This is a genomic window from Pseudomonas sp. SBT1-2 (genome assembly GCF_028640875.1).
GTDB lineage: Bacteria > Pseudomonadota > Gammaproteobacteria > Pseudomonadales > Pseudomonadaceae > Aquipseudomonas > Aquipseudomonas chlororaphis_I.
The window spans coordinates 45,767-61,612 of sequence record NZ_JAQZAA010000074.1 but is presented as its reverse complement, the minus strand read 5'-3'; the positions used below and the strand labels follow the sequence as shown (position 1 = coordinate 61,612).

The window sequence follows — 15,846 nt, the reverse complement described above, 5'->3', positions numbered from 1 at the left end:
AAAAACGCCTCAAAGCCAACTGCTTTGAGGCGTTCGTCATAAAAAGCCGTTTCCGGCCCATTATTCGGACTGTTTGATATCAGACCAGTATCGAAGTGCCAGTCATTTCCGCAGGCTGCGGCAGGCCCAGCAACTTGAGCATGGTCGGCGCCACGTCAGCCAGGACTCCGCCTTCGCGGACCTTCAGGTTGCGCTTGCCAACATAGATGAACGGCACCGGCTCGCTGGTGTGGGCGGTGTGGGCCTGGCCGGTGGCGGCGTCGGACATCTGCTCGACGTTGCCGTGGTCGGCGGTGATCAGGGCTTCGCCGCCGACCTTTTCCAGGGCGTCGACGATCCGGCCGACGCACAGGTCCAGGCATTCAACGGCCTTGACCGCCGCGTCGAACACGCCGCTGTGGCCGACCATGTCGCCGTTGGCGTAGTTGACCACGATCACATCGTAGCGCTGGTTTTCGATGGCGTCGACGATCCGGTCGGTGACTTCCGGCGCACTCATTTCCGGCTGCAGGTCGTAGGTGGCGACTTTCGGCGACGGGATCAGGATGCGTTCTTCGCCCGGGAACGGCTCTTCGCGGCCACCGGAGAAGAAAAAGGTCACGTGGGCGTATTTCTCTGTTTCGGCGATGCGCAGCTGGGTCTTGCCGTTTTTCGCCAGGTAATCGCCCAGCACGTTTTCCAGGCTGCCCGGGGCAAAGGCCGAAGGGGCCGGAATGCTCGCCGCGTATTGGGTCAGCATGACGAAGCCGGCCAGTTTCGGCTGGCGGGCGCGCTCGAACTCCTTGAAACCGTCCTCGACGAACACCCGGCTCAGCTCGCGGGCGCGGTCGGCGCGGAAGTTCATGAACACCACGGCGTCGCCGTCTTCGACCTTCACCGGCTCGCCGAGGGTGGTGGCCTTGACGAATTCGTCGCTCTCACCACGCTCGTAGGCGGCCTGCAGGCCTTCCTGGGCGGTGGCGGCGTTGAATTCGCCCTTGCCGTCGACGATCAGGTTGTAGGCCTGGGCCACGCGGTCCCAGCGATTGTCGCGGTCCATGGCGAAGTAGCGGCCGATCAGGCTGGCGATACGGCCCTTGCCCAGGGTCTTGAAGGTTTCATCCAGCAGTTCGATCGACGAGGCGGCGCTTTTCGGCGGGGTGTCGCGGCCGTCGAGGAAGGCGTGCAGGTAGATCTTCTCGGCGCCACGCTTGAAGGCCAGTTCGGCCATGGCCACCAGGTGGTCCTGGTGGCTGTGCACGCCACCGTCGGACAGCAGGCCGAGGATGTGCACGGCCTTGTCGGCGGCCACGGCTTTATCCACGGCGGCGCAGATGGTCGGGTTTTCGAAGAACTCGCCATCGCGGATGGCTTTGGTGACACGGGTGAAATCCTGGTACACCACGCGGCCGGCGCCGAGGTTCATGTGGCCGACTTCGGAGTTGCCCATCTGGCCGTCCGGCAGGCCGACATCCATGCCCGAACCCGAGATCAGGCCATTCGGCACGCTGGCGTACAGGCGGTCGAGGACCGGCTTCTTGGCCGCATAGATAGCGTTGGATTCGTGGCTCTCGCTGTGACCGAAGCCATCCAGAATCATCAGGACCAAAGGTTTAGGCGTGGTAGTCATAGATTCCACTCGTGGCTGGATTGGGAGAATGTTGGAAAAAGGGAGTGGCAGTTTAAAGCGAAGTTCCGGTGGCGTCACCGCCGGGCGGGGTTTGGCCGACCCGGAGGGCTGTGTATACTGGCCGACATTTTAACGCCCTGGAACCTCCTTGATGGTTGCTCACCTGATTCAATTCGCCACTGAACACTACTTGCTCGTCGGCGCCTTCGTCATCTTGCTGGCTCTGTTGATCGCTCACGAGTTGAGCCGCGGTGGCCGCAGCCTCAGCACCCGTGAACTGACCGCGCTGGTCAACAGCGAGCAGGGCGTGGTGATCGATATCCGTCCGTCCAAGGACTTCGCCGCGGGCCATATCGTCGGCGCGTTGAACATCCCTCAAGACAAACTGGCCGCCCGCGTGGGCGAGCTGGAAAAGCACAAGGCCAAGACCATCATTCTGGTCGACGCCCTGGGTCAGCACGCCGGCACCCACGCTCGCGAGCTGATGAAGTCCGGCTTCACCGCCGCCAAGCTGTCCGGTGGCGTTGGCAGCTGGAAAGCCGACAACCTGCCGCTGGTGAAGTGATATGGCCGCCGTCGTCGTCTATTCCAGCGATTACTGCCCCTACTGCTCGCGGGCCAAGTACCTGCTCGAGAACAAAGGCGTAGCCTTCGAAGAGATCAAGGTCGACGGCAAGCCGCAGGTTCGCGCCGAAATGGCCCAGAAGGCCGGGCGCACGTCCGTGCCGCAGATCTGGATCGGCAACACCCATGTGGGCGGTTGTGACGATTTGTTCGCCCTGGAGCGCGCCGGCAAGCTCGACGCACTGCTCGCGGCCTGACTGCCCCCCCAAGATCAGCAAACCCTACATGACCCCGAGATCAAGAAGGATCTGAGATGACTGACCAACAGAACACCGCTGCGACCGAAGACGAATCCGCACCGCAATTCTCGCTGCAGCGTATCTATGTGCGTGACCTGTCTTTCGAAGCTCCGAAAAGCCCGGCGATCTTCCGCCAGCAGTGGGAGCCGAGCGTCGGCCTGGACCTGAACACCCGCCAGAAGGCGCTGGAAGAAGGTTTCCACGAAGTCGTGCTGACCCTGTCGGTCACCGTGAAGAATGGTGAAGAAGTAGCGTTCATCGCCGAAGTGCAACAGGCCGGTATCTTCCTGATCAAGAACCTGGACGACGCTTCGATGAGCCACACCCTGGGCGCGTTCTGCCCGAACATCCTGTTCCCGTACGCTCGCGAAGCGCTGGACAGCCTGGTGACCCGCGGTTCGTTCCCGGCCCTGATGCTGGCTCCGGTGAACTTCGACGCGCTGTACGCACAAGAGCTGCAACGCCTGCAGGCAGCTGGTGAAGGCACTGTTCAATAAGCTGCTGGGTTCCATGAAAAAAGCGCCGTTTCAGGCGCTTTTTTCATGTTCGGGCCCAAGGTTTCGAGACTGATGTCGATACCGGCGCTGAACCTGTAGCCGCTGCCGAAGGCTGCGATCGCGACCGAAGGGCGCGCAGGATCTCAAGATCGCTGAAGGCCTTCGGCCTTATCGCAGCCTGCGGCAGCGGCTACAGGGAGTGGCGCAGAGGTGGGTGGCTTATTTGAACCCCAGCTGGCGCCAGGCTTCGTAGACAGCCACCGCCACGGTGTTGGACAGGTTCAGGCTGCGGCAGCCTTCACGCATGGGCAGGCGCAGGCGTTGTTCGGCGGGCAGGGCGTCCAGCACTTCGGCGGGCAGGCCGCGGCTTTCCGGGCCGAACAGGAAGGCATCGCCTTCGGCGAAGCTGGCGTCGTGGAACGGCCGCGAGCCCTTGGTGGTGAAGGCGAACAGGCGCGGATGGCCTAGGCTTTCAAGACAGCTGGCGAGGTCGGCATGGCGCTGCAAGGTGGCATATTCGTGGTAGTCGAGGCCGGCCCGGCGCAGGCGCTTGTCGTCCATTTCGAAACCCAGTGGCTCGATCAAATGCAGGTGGCAGCCGCTATTGGCGCACAGCCTGATTACGTTGCCGGTATTCGGCGGAATTTCTGGTTGAAAAAGGATGACGTGAAACATGCACGGCTCCGAAGAAAAAGACAGGCCGCATTCTACGCCTGAAGCGGACGTCAGGCCGAAGCTAATGCTGCGGGTGTTCGGCTCGCTGGCGATCTTTGGCGTGATGGTGGGGCTGATGATCGGTCGCCTGACCACTCCGGACCCTACCGAGCTGCAGGAAGTGCAGGTCCAGCCCAATGCCCTGGTGGTGTGGTTCAACAACGAGCCCAAGGTCCATGGCGAGCACATCGACGGGGCAGTGGCGCTGCTGTTCGAAGCCGAGGGGCGAGCGCAGAAGGGCCAGTTGAAGATCAACGACAAGGATGCCAACTGGCGGGTGAGGGCGGCTGAGGAAGGCTTGCTGCTGAACGTGGTCGCCGCGCGGGCGCTGCACGGCGAGTGGTCGGGCAGCGAGGTCGACGGGCGCTGGCGCCTGGAGCTCCAGCTGCGCGAGGAATAAAAGAGGGGATTCCCGGCCTGCCTGTACCAAGGTCCCCAAAAGCGTGAGGGCGGGGCGCTGATTGCGCCGGGCCCGGTGTAAAGAGGGGAAGCCCCGGCCTGCCTGTACCAAGGTTCCCAAAAGCGTGAGGGCCGCGCTGATCGCGCTGGGCCCGGTGTAAAGAGGGAATCCCCGGCCTGCCTGTACCAAGGTTCCCGAAACGGGTAGGGCTCGTCGCTGTGAGCGTGATGAGCCCGGGTGTTAAAGAGGGAATCCCCGGCCTGCCTGTACCAAGGTTCCCGAAACGGGTGGGGCTCGTCGCTGGGAGCGTGATGAGCCCGGGTGTTAAAGAGGGAATCCCTGGCCTGCCTGTACCAGGGTTCCCCAAACCGGCTGGAACCCGTCGCTGCGAGCGGTAGGGGTTCCGGGTGTAAAGAAGGGGATTCTCGGCCTGCCTGTACCAAGGTCCCCAAAACGGGTGAGTGACTGCACTCGTGATCTTGTCTTTGCAGGGGGCGTGCCAATTCTGGCTTAAACGGTTAAGCGAATTTTCAAGAAATGCTGAAAGCCCCGGTTTACGGGGCTTTCGTCGTTCTGTGGATTTGTTCTGGCGAGAAATATCGAGGTCGCCCGTGGTGAAACCCCAGGTCTGTTCGCGCATTTCGGCAGTGCAGGCTCACCATTGCGGTGCACGAAAAGCATCGCGGGCAAGCCTCGCTCCTACAGAACACCTTCATCTGTAGGAGCGAGGCTTGCCCGCGATTGGCCCTGCCATTCGACACAGCACGAATGCCTTGCACTGTAGCCGCTGCCGAAGGCTGCGATCGCGACCGAAGGACGCGCAGGACCTCAAGATCGCTGAAGGCCTTCGGCCTTATCGCAGCCTGCGGCAGCGGCAGCGGCAGCGGCTACAGGCTCACAGCGGCTCAGCCCTCGTCGCTGTCGTCGTCATCCCCGCCGTCGACCTTCATCCCCAACTCCTTGATCTTGCGCGTCAGGGTGTTGCGGCCCCAGCCCAGCAGCACGGCGGCGTCGCGACGGCGGCCGGCGGTGTGCTTGAGGGCGGTCTCGATCATGATCCGCTCGAAGCTCGGCACCGCGCTGTCCAGCAGGCTCGACTGGCCGCGAGCCAGGGCCTGGTCGGCCCACTGGCGCAGGGCCTGCTCCCAGTTGGTCACCGGCGCCGAATCCTGCGGCAGGCTCAGCAGCTCCGGCGGCAGGTCGCTGATATGCACCTCGCGACCCGAAGCCATCACGGTGATCCAGCGGCAGGTGTTCTCCAACTGGCGCACGTTGCCGGGCCACGGCAGGTTCTTCAGGTATTCCTCGGTCTCGCTTTTCAGCAGCTTGGGCTCGACGGCCAGCTCCTGGGCGGCGCGGCTGAGGAAGTGCTTGGCCAGGGTCGGGATGTCTTCGCGACGGTCCGACAGGCGCGGGATATGGATGCGGATCACGTTCAGGCGGTGGAACAGGTCCTCGCGGAACTTGCCGGCGTGCACCAGGGTTTCCAGGTTCTGGTGGGTCGCGGCGATGATGCGCACGTCGACCTTGACCGGCGTATGCCCGCCGACCCGGTAGAACTCGCCGTCGGCCAGCACCCGCAGCAGGCGGGTCTGGGTGTCGGCCGGCATGTCGCCGATCTCGTCGAGGAACAGCGTGCCGCCGTCGGCCTGCTCGAAGCGCCCGCGCCGCAGGTTGGCCGCACCGGTAAACGCGCCTTTTTCATGGCCGAACAGCTCGGACTCCATCAGGTCCTTGGGGATCGCCGCCATGTTCAGCGCGATGAACGGCGAAGCCGCCCGCGGGCTGTGGCGGTGCAGGGCGTGGGCCACCAGCTCTTTACCGGTACCGGACTCACCGTTGATCAGCACGGTGATGTTGGAGTGGCTGAGGCGACCGATGGCGCGGAACACCTCCTGCATCGCTGGCGCTTCGCCGATGATCTCCGGAGTGCGGGCCAGCGCGGGGATCACCTCCAGGCCTTGCTGCTCCTGGGCGTGCTGGTTGGCGCGCTTGACCAGGGACACCGCTTCGTCGACATCGAACGGCTTGGGCAGGTACTCGAAGGCGCCGCCCTGATAGGAAGCGACAGCGCTGTCCAGGTCGGAGTGCGCGGTCATGATGATCACCGGCAGGCGCGGATGTTGCTCGCGGATCCGCGCCAGCAGGTCCAGGCCACTGGCGCCGGGCATGCGGATGTCGGAGATGATCACGTCCGGCTGCTGGCGGGCCAGGCGACTCATCACACCATCGGCGCTATCGAAGCTCTGGGTGGTCATGCCTTCCTGTTGCAAGGCTTTCTCCAGAACCCAACGGATAGAACGGTCGTCATCGACGATCCACACGGTTTCACTACGGCTCATGTCGATGGGGCTCCTTGTTCCAGTGGCAGAAAGATCGAGAACGTGGTGTGGCCGGGATGGCTGTCACACTCGATCAGGCCCTGGTGCTGGCTGATGATGTTCTGGGTAATGGCCAGGCCCAGCCCGGTACCGTCCGGACGGCCGCTGACCATGGGGAAGAAGATGGTTTCCTGGAGTTCCGCGGGGATCCCCGGGCCGTTGTCGATGATCTCGATCTTGGTCACCAGGCGATGGCGCACGTGGCCGATGGTGAACTGGCGCATGGTGCGGGTACGCAGGCAGATGCGGCCCAGGCGCAGCTCGTTCTGGCTGCTGATGGCCTGCATCGCGTTGCGCACGATGTTGAGCACCGCCTGGATCATCTGTTCGCGGTCGATCAATACATCGGGAATGCTCGGGTCGTAGTCGCGCACCAGGGTGATGCAGCCCTGGCTTTCGGCTTCCACCAGGCTGCTCACGCGCTCCAGCACTTCGTGCACGTTGCACATGGCCAGCGACGGCAGCTTGTTGGAACCGAGCATGCGGTCCACCAGGTTGCGCAGGCGGTCGGCCTCTTCGATGATGACGTTGGTGTAGTCCTTGAGGTTCTCGTCCGGCAGTTCGCGGGCCAGCAACTGGGCGGCGCCGCGAATCCCGCCGAGGGGGTTCTTGATCTCGTGGGCCAGGCCGCGCACCAGCATCTTGCTGGTTTCCTGCTTGGACAGCTGGGCCTCTTCCTTGGTGATCCGCAGCAGGCGGTCACGGGGGTGGACTTCGAGCAACAGCAGGGTGTCGCCATTGCTCAGGATCGGCGTCACGGCGTAGTCCACGGTCAGGGTCTGGCCGGTCAGCGCGGTGAGCATGGCTTCGCGCTTGGTGAACGGATGCGCCTGTTCCACCGCCTGGCGCAGGGAGCTCAGGGCTTCGGCCGATTCGGTGAACAGTTCGCTGATGAATTGCCCATGGCTGCGCTGGCCACTGATGGCCAACAACATCTCCGCCGCCGGGTTCATGTACTCAAGGCGCAGGTCGGCGTTGAGCAGGATGGTCGCGGTGGTCAGGTTGTCGAGTAGCAAGCGGTGCAGTTGATCGCTGATGGTCATGGGTAAATGTTGACCTCTTTTGAAACAAGGCAATCCCGGGCCGGCCCAGGATTGCGCGCGCGAATAAGGCGCTGGTATCGAGAAAATGCAAAAACCAAACCAAGGCTCCGAAAAGAAGCGCTCGAGCCCTGAAACAGACGTTTAAAGTTCTCTTTCGCAGCGTTTTGCCGGCTGCGCTGGGTACTTTCGAACCAAAATGGGCTGCGGATGGATGAAGGTGCAGTTTGATGCACCAATATAGTGCGATTTATCCGAGGCTGCGCTAAAGAATGGCCAGCGGCACGCCGGGCCGAAAATTTTCGGCGCACGTAAAAAGGCCCGCTTGCTGCGGGCCTGGAAGAATGCGGCGGATGGCGTCTCAGTGGGCGGGCTGGGCGTCCTTGTCGATATTCGGTGGCAGCGTCGCGGGATCCTCGATCAGCGGCGTGGCACGGGGTTCCCGGGCCAGTTCGTCGGCGTCCGCCTGCTCGGCGGTGGACAGGTCGGCGGCGTTGTGGCCGATGCGCTTGAGCAGCAGGAGCATGCACACCAGGGACACCAGGGCGTAGCAGGCAGAGGCAATGGCCACGCCGACAATGCTTCCGGTGTTGTTGAGAATGCCCTGGGCCAGGACCGGCGTGGCGCCGCCCACCAGCAGGGAGCAGAGCTGGTAGGAAATCGACAGGCCGCTGTAGCGCACCTTGGTCGGGAAGGCGCGGGCCAGGATGCCGCCGACGGCGCCATAGAGCATCGAGTGCGGCACGGTGGCCAGGCACATGCCGAGCACGGCGATCCAGTAGGTGCCGGTTTCCACGGCGAAGAACATCGCCGGCATCAGGAAGAACTCCGGCAGCAGCATCAGCATTACCGCCTTGCGCATGTCCATCCTCGAGACCAGCACCGCGCCCAGCGGCTGGGTGATGAACTGCACCACCAGGGATATGACGATCACGCTGAGAAAGGTGCTCTGGCTGTAGCCCAGCTCCTTGGTGGCCCAGGACAGGGCAAAGGTGCTCTTGAAGTAGGTGACATGGATGATCGGCAGCACGCCGGCGCCCAGCAGCACGATCTGCCAGTGGTTGCGCAGGACCTCCAGGATTGGCAGCTTGACGGTCTTTTTCTGCTGGATCAGGCGCTTCATATCGTCGGATTCTTCGAGCTTGAGGCGAATCACCATGCCCACCAGGACCAGTGCCGCCGAGAGCAGGAACGGAATGCGCCAGCCCCACAGCAGGAAGTCCGGCGCGGGCAGGGCGCTGAGGCCGAAGAACACCAGGGTCGCCAGCAGGTTGCCGGCCGGCGAGCCCTGTTGGGCGAACGCCGCGTAGAGGATGCCTTTGCCCTTGGGCGCGCTTTCGCTGGCGATGAGAATGGCGCCGCCCCATTCGCCGCCCACCGCGATGCCCTGGATGATGCGCAGCACCACCAGGGCAATCGGCGCCCAGATACCGATCTGCAGGTAGCTGGGCAGCAGGCCGATGCAGGTGGTGGCCACGCCCATCATGATCAGGGTGATCACCAGGGTGGTCTTGCGGCCGATCTTGTCGCCCAGGTGGCCGAAGATGATGCCGCCGACGGGGCGAGCGATGAAGCCGGCCCAGAGGGTCAGGAACGACAGCAGGGTGGCGGTGCCCGCAGGCAGGTCGGCAGGGAAGAACACCTTGCCGAAGACCAGCGCGGCGGCGATCCCGTAGGCGTAGAAGTCATACCATTCGATGGTGGTGCCGATGAACGAGGCGATTCCCGCCTTGCGGGCTTTCTTGTGCGCGGCAGCGTGCTGGGCGGCATTCATATTCAATTCCTGCATGTTGTTATTGTTATCTGCGCCGCGGGAGGTCGTCTGGCGACCGCTCCGGATACTCGTTGCACGAACAGGCGCATCACGCATTTGCAAGGTCCGACGGCACGGAGCCTATACAGGCAGGAATGAAAAAAATAATGATTAAATCTTATTGTGTGATACGGGATTTCGTATGGTCGACAGTCCTCAAAGCCCCGGCGCCACGGGCTTTTGCAGGGCCTTGAGGACAGTCAGGAAACTCTCCGCGGCGGCCGACGGTTTGTCCGCATGGCGGATGGCGTGAATCTCGGATAACGCACCGTCGCCGCTGATTTCGCAGTAATGCACACCCTCCTTCCAGGTGCCGGCCAGGGTCTGCGGCACCAGGGCCACGCCCATCTCATAGGCGACCATCGCCACCACCGTTTGCCACAGCCGGGTTTCGTGGCGGATGCGCGGGCTGAAGCCGGCCGCCACGCAGCGGGCGATGATCAGGTCGTGATAGTGCGGCGAGACGTTGCGTGGAAACAGGATGAAGTCGTCGTTGGCCAGTTGTGCCAGGTCGATGCGCGCCTCGCCCGCCAACCGGTGGCCCTGGGGCAGGCAGCAGAGGAAAGGCTCGGCGAGGACCGGCTCGCCGCGGATGCTCTCGGGAAAATGGCTCCAGTGCACGAAGCCGATATCGATCTGCCCGCGTTGCAGCGCCTGGGCCTGCTCGGCGCTGTTCATCTCCATCAGCACGATCTCGGTATCCGGGTGATCCTGCTCGAAGGTTCGCACCGCTTGCGGCAGGCCGCGATGCAGGATCGAGTTGACGAAACCGATGCTCAGCCGACCGACGAAACCCTGGGCCGAGCGCAGGGTCAGGCGTCGGGCCTGCTCGGCCCGCAGCAGCAGGTAGCGGGCTTCGTCGAGTAGCACCTGGCCGGCGTTGGTCAGGCTCACCGACTTGTTGTTGCGGGTCAGCAACTGCACGTCCAGCTGGCTTTCGAGCTTCTTGATATCGAAGCTCAGGGCTGGCTGGGAGATGAACAGGCGAGCGGCGGCCCGGCCGAAATGCAGCTCTTCGGCGACCGCGACGAAGTAACGAAGCTGTTTGAGATCCATGCTGACGTCCTCGTTTTACGATCTGGTTTTCTTATCGTAGTGGATTGATTTTGTATTAGATACTTATCGATGGCGACTCTAGTCTCGGGGCAAAAGAGCCTGGAGAGACGTCATGACTGCCTTGCCTGAACCCGCCCAAGACACCCTGAATATCCCCGATAGCCGGGGCCTGAACCTGTTCGACTGCGATGCCGGACTGGCGGCCTTGCTCAAGGTCTACCTGCCGCCGCAGCTGTTCGCCCAGTGGTTGCCGACCTTGCGCCAGCTCGGTGGGCGGGCCGGTGGCGAGCTGGATGTGCTGGCGCTCTCGGCGGACAAGAACCCGCCGCAACTGCGGCCGCGCACCCGTCGTGGCGAAGACCTGCAAAGCATTTACAAGCACCCGGATTTCATCGCCCTGGAGCGCGCCGCTTATGCCGAGCTGGGCCTGGCCTCCATGAGCCATTGCCCCGAGCCCGTGCTACCGCTGGTCAAGTACGCCCTGACCTTCCTCTTCGTGCAGGCCGAGTTCGGCCTGTGCTGCCCGGTGAGCATGACCGACTCGCTGACCCGGACCCTGCGCAAGTACGGCTCGCCGGAGTTGGTGGCGCGCTACCTGCCGTCCCTGGCGTCGCGGGATTTCGACCGGTTGTTCCAGGGCGCGATGTTCATGACCGAACAGGCGGCGGGCTCCGACGTGTCGCGCACCGAAACCCGCGCGCGCCTGGAGAACGGCGAGTGGCGGCTGTTTGGCGACAAGTGGTTCTGCTCCAACCCGGACGCCGACCTGGCCATGGTCCTGGCCCGTCCGGAAGATGCTCCGGAGGGCATGAAGGGGGTCAGCCTGTTCCTGTTGCCCAAGCTCCGCCCCGACGGTTCGCGCAACGCCTATCGGATCCTGCGCCTGAAGGACAAGCTGGGCAGCCGCTCCATGGCCAGCGGCGAAATCAGCCTGGACGGTGCCACCGCCTACCTGATCGGCGAGGTCGGCCGCGGCTTCCAGCAGATGGCCGACATGATCAACATGTCGCGCCTGTCCAACGGGGTGCGGGCCGCGGGGCTGATGCGCCGCGGGGTCAACGAGGCGCTCTATGTCGCCCGCCACCGCCGGGCCTTCGGCCGCCATCTGATCGAGATGCCGCTGATGCAGCGCCAACTGCTGAAAATGATGCTGCCCGCCGAGCAGGCCCGTTCGATGTTCATGCAGATCGCCACGCTGCTGCCCAAGGCCGATGCCGGCGACGAGGCGGCGCGCAAGTGCGTGCGCATCCTCACGCCGCTGATCAAGTTCCGCGCCTGCCGCGATGCGCGGCGGGTCACCGGGGACGCCATGGAGGTGCGCGGCGGGGTCGGCTACATCGAGGAGTGGAGCGATGCGCGGCTGGTGCGCGATGCCCACCTGGGCTCGATCTGGGAGGGCACCAGCAACATCGTCGCGCTGGATATCGCCCGCGCCGTGACCCGCGAACAGGCCCTGGAACCGCTGCGGCATTACCTCGCCGGCCTGCTCGCCGAGGCCGACCTGCCGGCGGCCAGCCAGCGCCTGTTCGAGACAGTCCTGCAACGCGCGGTCGCGGCCATCGAAAAGGTCGCGCAAGAGCGCCGCGACGACCAGGTACGCCTGGCCGGCAGTGCCCTTTATCACACCGCCACGGCGATCTTCATGGCCTGGGAAGCGAGCCGCCAGGCCCCCGATTACCGGCGCCTGGCCCTGGCCCATCTGCTGCTCCAGCACAAGCTGCTGCCCCGCGACCCGCTGCGCCCGGAGCCAGCGCTCGAACCTGAGCTGCTGGCGCTCCTGGCCAATGAAGGCCCGTTGTCGAAAGCCGACGCGATGCAGCTGTTGCCAGCCTGAACGGCCCTGCCCATTTTTCTCAGAGAACTGCCATGAACCATGCAAAAGGGGCCCTGGCCGGCCTGAAAGTGATCGACCTCAGCCGTGTGCTGGGCGGACCCTACTGTTCCCAGGCCCTGGCCGACCACGGCGCCGAGGTGATCAAGCTGGAACCCTTGAGCGGCGACGAGACACGCGGCTGGGGCCCACCCTTCGAGGGTGCCGACGCTTCGTACTTCAGGGGCGTGAACCGCAACAAGCAGGGGATCGCCGTGGACCTGTCCCGGCCCGCGGGCATCACGTTGCTGATGCGCCTGCTGGAAGATGCCGACGTGCTGATCGAGAACTTCAAGCCTGGCACCCTGGAGCGTTGGGGCATCGGTTATGCCGAGGTGCTGAGCCAGCGTTTCCCGACACTGATCCACTGCGCGGTTTCCGGTTTTGGCGGCGACGGCCCGCTGGGCGGCTTGCCTGGCTACGACGCGGTGATCCAGGCGATGGCCGGGCTGATGAGCGTGAACGGCGAAGCCGAGAGCGGCCCGCTGCGCATCGGCCTGCCGATCGTCGATATGGTCACCGGGCTCAATGCCCTGGCGGGGATTCTCCTGGCGCTCAACGAACGCCATCGCAGCGGCCTGGGGCAGTCCCTCGACATCACCCTGTACGACTGCGGCGTGTCCCTGCTGCACCCGCATCTGGCCAATTATTTCGCCGCCGGCAAGACCCCGCTGCGCACCGGCAACGCCCATCCGAATATCGCCCCCTACGACAGTTACCGCACCGGCACCGAGCCGATCTTCCTGGCGGTGGGCAATGACCGGCAGTTCGCCAAGTTGTGCGAGCAGCTGGATGCCGGCGCCTTGCTGGACGACCCGCGCTTTGCCGACAACGGCTGCCGCTCGGTCAACCGCGAGGCGCTGAAACAGGCGCTGGAGGCACGGCTGGCGGAGCACGACTGTACGCTCCTGGCGCAGCGCCTGATCCGTCTGGGCGTGCCCTGTGGCTCGATTGCCTCGATCGACAAGGTGGTCGAGCACCCGCACACCCGGCATCGCGGCCTGCTGGTGGAGATCGGCGACTACCGCGGCGTCGGCTCGCCGGTGAAGCTGTCGCGGACCCCGGCCAGCTATCGCAGTGCCCCGCCGGCGCTGGGGGCCAATACCCGTGAGGTGCTCGAGGGCCTGGGCCTCGACGACCAGACGATCGAAAGCCTGTTCGAGCACGGCATCGTCCGCGAATGAAGGGCTGCGCCAGATCCCTGCGGGGCCTCTGGCGCAGCTCTCAGGTCCCTATCTGCATCAGGAGATTCCATGAGTCCCGAGTCCGTTAGCCCTCAACCCCTGGTCCTGCTGGAGCACCCCGCGCCGGGCGTGGCGCTGCTGCGGCTGAACCGCCCGCAGGCCCTTAACGCGCTGAACATGGCGCTGCGCGAGGAGCTGGCCGAGCACTTTCGCCGCCTGGATGCCTGCCCCCAGACGCGGGTGGTGGTGCTCACTGGCGGCGATACGGTGTTTGCCGCCGGCGCCGACCTCGGCGAGCTGGTGAACGCCAGCGCGCTGCAACTCTATGCCCGGCATGCCGAGCGCCACTGGCAAGCCATCTCGGCGTGCCGCAAGCCGGTCATCGCCGCGGTCAACGGCTATGCCCTGGGCGGTGGCTGCGAGCTGGCGATGCATTGCGACCTGATCGTCGCCGGCCACTCGGCGCGGTTTGCCCAGCCGGAAATCAAGGTCGGGGTGATGCCGGGGGCGGGCGGCACCCAGCGCCTGCTGCGTGCGGTCGGCAAGTTCCAGGCGCTGCGCCTGTTGCTCACCGGTTGCCAGGTGCCGGCCGACGAGGCGCTGCGCCTGGGCCTGGTCAGCGAGGTGGTGGCGGACAACGAGACCCTGCCGCGGGCCCTGGCCCTGGCTACCAGCATCGCTGGCATGCCGCCGCTGGCCGTGGCGCAGATCAAGGAGGTGGTGCTGGCCGGCATGGACCTGCCACTGGAGCAGGCGCTGGTGCTGGAGCGCAAGGCGTTCCAGCTGCTGTTCGGCTCCCATGACCAGCGCGAAGGCATGCAGGCCTTTCTGGAGAAACGCAAACCGGAGTACCAGGGGAAATGACCGCACAACCATTGCAACGCATCGGTCTGGTCGGCACTGGAGCCATGGGCCGGGGCATCGCCCAGGTCATGGCCATGGCCGGGCTCAAGGTGTTTTTGTTCGATGCGCGCCCGGGTGCCGCGGGCACGGCGCGGGAACAGCTGGCGACGATCTTCGCCCAGCAGATCGAGAAGGCCCGCATCACCCCGCAGGACGCCGCGGCGGCCATGCTCAACCTGGAAGTGGTCGACAGTTTGGAAGCGCTGCGCGACTGCCAGCTGGTGATCGAGGCGATAGTCGAGAACCTCGAGGCCAAGCAGCAGCTGTTTCGGCAACTGGAAGAGGTGCTGGCGCCGAGCGCGATCCTGGCCAGCAATACCTCGTCGCTGTCGATCACCGCGATTGCCTCGGTGTGCCGCCATCCGGAGCGCGTCGCCGGCCTGCATTTTTTCAATCCAGTGCCGCGGATGCGCATTGTCGAGGTGGTCGACGGCCTCGCCACCAGCGTCGGCGCCCGCTTGCAGGAACTGGTGCGCGCCATCGGCTACTACCCGGCGCGGGCCAAGGATTCTCCTGGCTTTATCGTCAACCATGCCGGGCGGGCCTTTGGCACCGAGGCGCTGCGCATCCTCAGCGAGGGCGTGGCACCGGCGTGGCGGATCGATGCGCTGCTGCGCGACAGTGCCGGTTTCGCCATGGGGCCGTTCGAGCTGCTCGACCTGATCGGCCTGGATATCAGCGTGCCGGTGATGGAGTCGATCTACCGGCAGTTCTATGAGGAGCCGCGCTATCGGCCTCACCCGGTGCTGCGGTTGATGCAGGCGGGTGGGCACCTGGGGCGCAAGAGCGGGCAGGGCTTCTATCTCTACGACGAGCCAGGCGACACGCGGCGCCCGCCACAGGCGGTGCCCCATTGCGCGGTGCTGCCGCCGGTATGGATCGTCGCCGACGACGAGGTCGGCCGGCTGCGCCTGCTGGACCTGCTCGAACGCCTGGGGGCCAAGGTCGAGAACGGCCTGCGACCTTCCACCTCGGCCTTGTGCCTGGTGGCGCCGCTGGGCGATGACGCCACCGAAGCGGCCTTGCGTCATGCCACAGACCCGTCGCGCACGGTGGCGATCGATACCCTGACCACGCTCGACAGCCAGCGCTGCCTGATGCTCAACCCGGCGACCCGCGAAGACATGCAGCACGCCGCCCATGCGCTGTTCAGCGCCGACGGCGGCACGGTGACGCTAATCCGCGACAGTTGCGGCTTCATCGTCCAGCGCACCCTGGCCTCCATCGTCAACCTGGCCTGCGATATCGCCCAGCAGGGCATCGCCTCGGTGGCCGATATCGACGCGGCGGTACGCCTGGGTCTTGGCTACCCGCTGGGGCCGCTGGAGTGGGGCGACCAATTGGGTCCCGAGCGCCTGTTGCAGATCCTCGAGCGCCTGCATGCGCTCACGGGCGACCCGCGTTATCGCCCCAGCGGCTGGTTGCGCCGTCGGGCCCTGCTGGGCTTGTCCCTGCGCCAGCCGGAAAACCCACTGCCGGCCTGAGGCCTGCCGATCCCTACCTCTGCGAGAGTCCT

General features: G+C 64.8%; 14 protein-coding genes. 8 read left to right on the top strand and 6 right to left on the bottom strand.

The window, feature by feature from the left end; all coding sequences use genetic code 11:
- Positions 1 to 79 precede the first annotated feature (79 nt).
- The gene (gene gpmI, locus PVZ78_RS12600) at positions 80 to 1,609 is read right to left on the bottom strand and encodes a 2,3-bisphosphoglycerate-independent phosphoglycerate mutase (RefSeq protein WP_198919643.1); all 1,530 of its coding nucleotides are present in this window, start codon (positions 1,607 to 1,609) and stop codon (positions 80 to 82) included.
- A gap of 151 nt (positions 1,610 to 1,760) precedes the next feature.
- Between gpmI and PVZ78_RS12595 the strand changes: the two genes are divergently transcribed.
- Genes PVZ78_RS12595 through secB form a run of 3 tightly spaced genes read left to right on the top strand, consistent with a single transcriptional unit; the run spans position 1,761 to position 2,969 of the window.
- On the top strand, positions 1,761 to 2,174 hold the full coding sequence (locus PVZ78_RS12595) for a rhodanese-like domain-containing protein (protein WP_009046532.1): 414 nt from the start codon (positions 1,761 to 1,763) through the stop codon (positions 2,172 to 2,174).
- 1 nt (position 2,175) lies between these two features.
- A complete protein-coding gene (gene grxC / locus PVZ78_RS12590) occupies positions 2,176 to 2,430 on the top strand; it encodes a glutaredoxin 3 (RefSeq protein ID WP_124339496.1) in 255 nt (84 codons plus the stop codon).
- A 56-nt stretch (positions 2,431 to 2,486) separates the two neighbouring features.
- Positions 2,487 to 2,969 carry a protein-export chaperone SecB gene (gene secB, locus PVZ78_RS12585; protein WP_009046533.1) on the top strand — a complete coding sequence of 161 codons (483 nt, stop codon included), beginning with the start codon at positions 2,487 to 2,489 and terminating at the stop codon, positions 2,967 to 2,969.
- Between the two features lie 219 nt (positions 2,970 to 3,188).
- On the opposite strand, the gene trmL is transcribed toward secB, so the two are convergent.
- A complete protein-coding gene (gene trmL, locus PVZ78_RS12580) occupies positions 3,189 to 3,644 on the bottom strand; it encodes a tRNA (uridine(34)/cytosine(34)/5-carboxymethylaminomethyluridine(34)-2'-O)-methyltransferase TrmL (RefSeq protein ID WP_007930832.1) in 456 nt (151 codons plus the stop codon).
- On the opposite strand from trmL, the gene PVZ78_RS12575 reads away from it, so the two are divergent.
- Complete coding sequence (locus PVZ78_RS12575) at positions 3,643 to 4,083, top strand: hypothetical protein (RefSeq protein ID WP_028683798.1); 441 nt, start codon at positions 3,643 to 3,645, stop codon at positions 4,081 to 4,083. The two genes, trmL and PVZ78_RS12575, sit on opposite strands and share 2 nt — an antisense overlap.
- Positions 4,084 to 4,988: 905 nt before the next feature.
- On the opposite strand, the gene ntrC is transcribed toward PVZ78_RS12575, so the two are convergent.
- The 4 genes from ntrC to PVZ78_RS12555 all read right to left on the bottom strand — a co-directional run bounded on the left by ntrC (position 4,989) and on the right by PVZ78_RS12555 (position 10,373).
- A complete protein-coding gene (gene ntrC / locus PVZ78_RS12570; RefSeq protein WP_007929941.1) occupies positions 4,989 to 6,425 on the bottom strand; it encodes a nitrogen regulation protein NR(I) in 1,437 nt (478 codons plus the stop codon).
- The gene (gene glnL / locus PVZ78_RS12565) at positions 6,422 to 7,507 is read right to left on the bottom strand and encodes a nitrogen regulation protein NR(II) (protein WP_009046535.1); all 1,086 of its coding nucleotides are present in this window, start codon (positions 7,505 to 7,507) and stop codon (positions 6,422 to 6,424) included. Before glnL ends, ntrC begins: the two co-directional genes overlap by 4 nt.
- 358 nt (positions 7,508 to 7,865) lie before the next feature.
- Positions 7,866 to 9,278 carry an MFS transporter gene (locus tag PVZ78_RS12560; RefSeq protein WP_273828753.1) on the bottom strand — a complete coding sequence of 471 codons (1,413 nt, stop codon included), beginning with the start codon at positions 9,276 to 9,278 and terminating at the stop codon, positions 7,866 to 7,868.
- 195 nt (positions 9,279 to 9,473) lie between these two features.
- Positions 9,474 to 10,373 carry a LysR substrate-binding domain-containing protein gene (locus tag PVZ78_RS12555; RefSeq protein ID WP_124312662.1) on the bottom strand — a complete coding sequence of 300 codons (900 nt, stop codon included), beginning with the start codon at positions 10,371 to 10,373 and terminating at the stop codon, positions 9,474 to 9,476.
- Between the two features lie 112 nt (positions 10,374 to 10,485).
- Here PVZ78_RS12555 and PVZ78_RS12550 point away from each other — a divergent pair, with 112 nt between their 5' ends.
- From PVZ78_RS12550 to PVZ78_RS12535, 4 genes are all read left to right on the top strand, one after another.
- The gene (locus PVZ78_RS12550; RefSeq protein ID WP_273828752.1) at positions 10,486 to 12,207 is read left to right on the top strand and encodes an acyl-CoA dehydrogenase family protein; all 1,722 of its coding nucleotides are present in this window, start codon (positions 10,486 to 10,488) and stop codon (positions 12,205 to 12,207) included.
- A gap of 32 nt (positions 12,208 to 12,239) precedes the next feature.
- Entirely contained in the window at positions 12,240 to 13,427 is a 1,188-nt protein-coding gene (locus tag PVZ78_RS12545) for a CaiB/BaiF CoA transferase family protein (RefSeq protein WP_273828751.1), read from the top strand.
- Positions 13,428 to 13,496: 69 nt separating this feature from the next.
- Positions 13,497 to 14,291 (top strand): enoyl-CoA hydratase, encoded by a 795-nt coding sequence (locus PVZ78_RS12540; RefSeq protein WP_273828750.1) that lies wholly within the window; start codon positions 13,497 to 13,499, stop codon positions 14,289 to 14,291.
- The gene (locus PVZ78_RS12535) at positions 14,288 to 15,814 is read left to right on the top strand and encodes a 3-hydroxyacyl-CoA dehydrogenase (protein WP_009046541.1); all 1,527 of its coding nucleotides are present in this window, start codon (positions 14,288 to 14,290) and stop codon (positions 15,812 to 15,814) included. The genes PVZ78_RS12540 and PVZ78_RS12535 overlap by 4 nt, the downstream gene beginning before the upstream one ends.
- Positions 15,815 to 15,846: the final 32 nt, after the last annotated feature.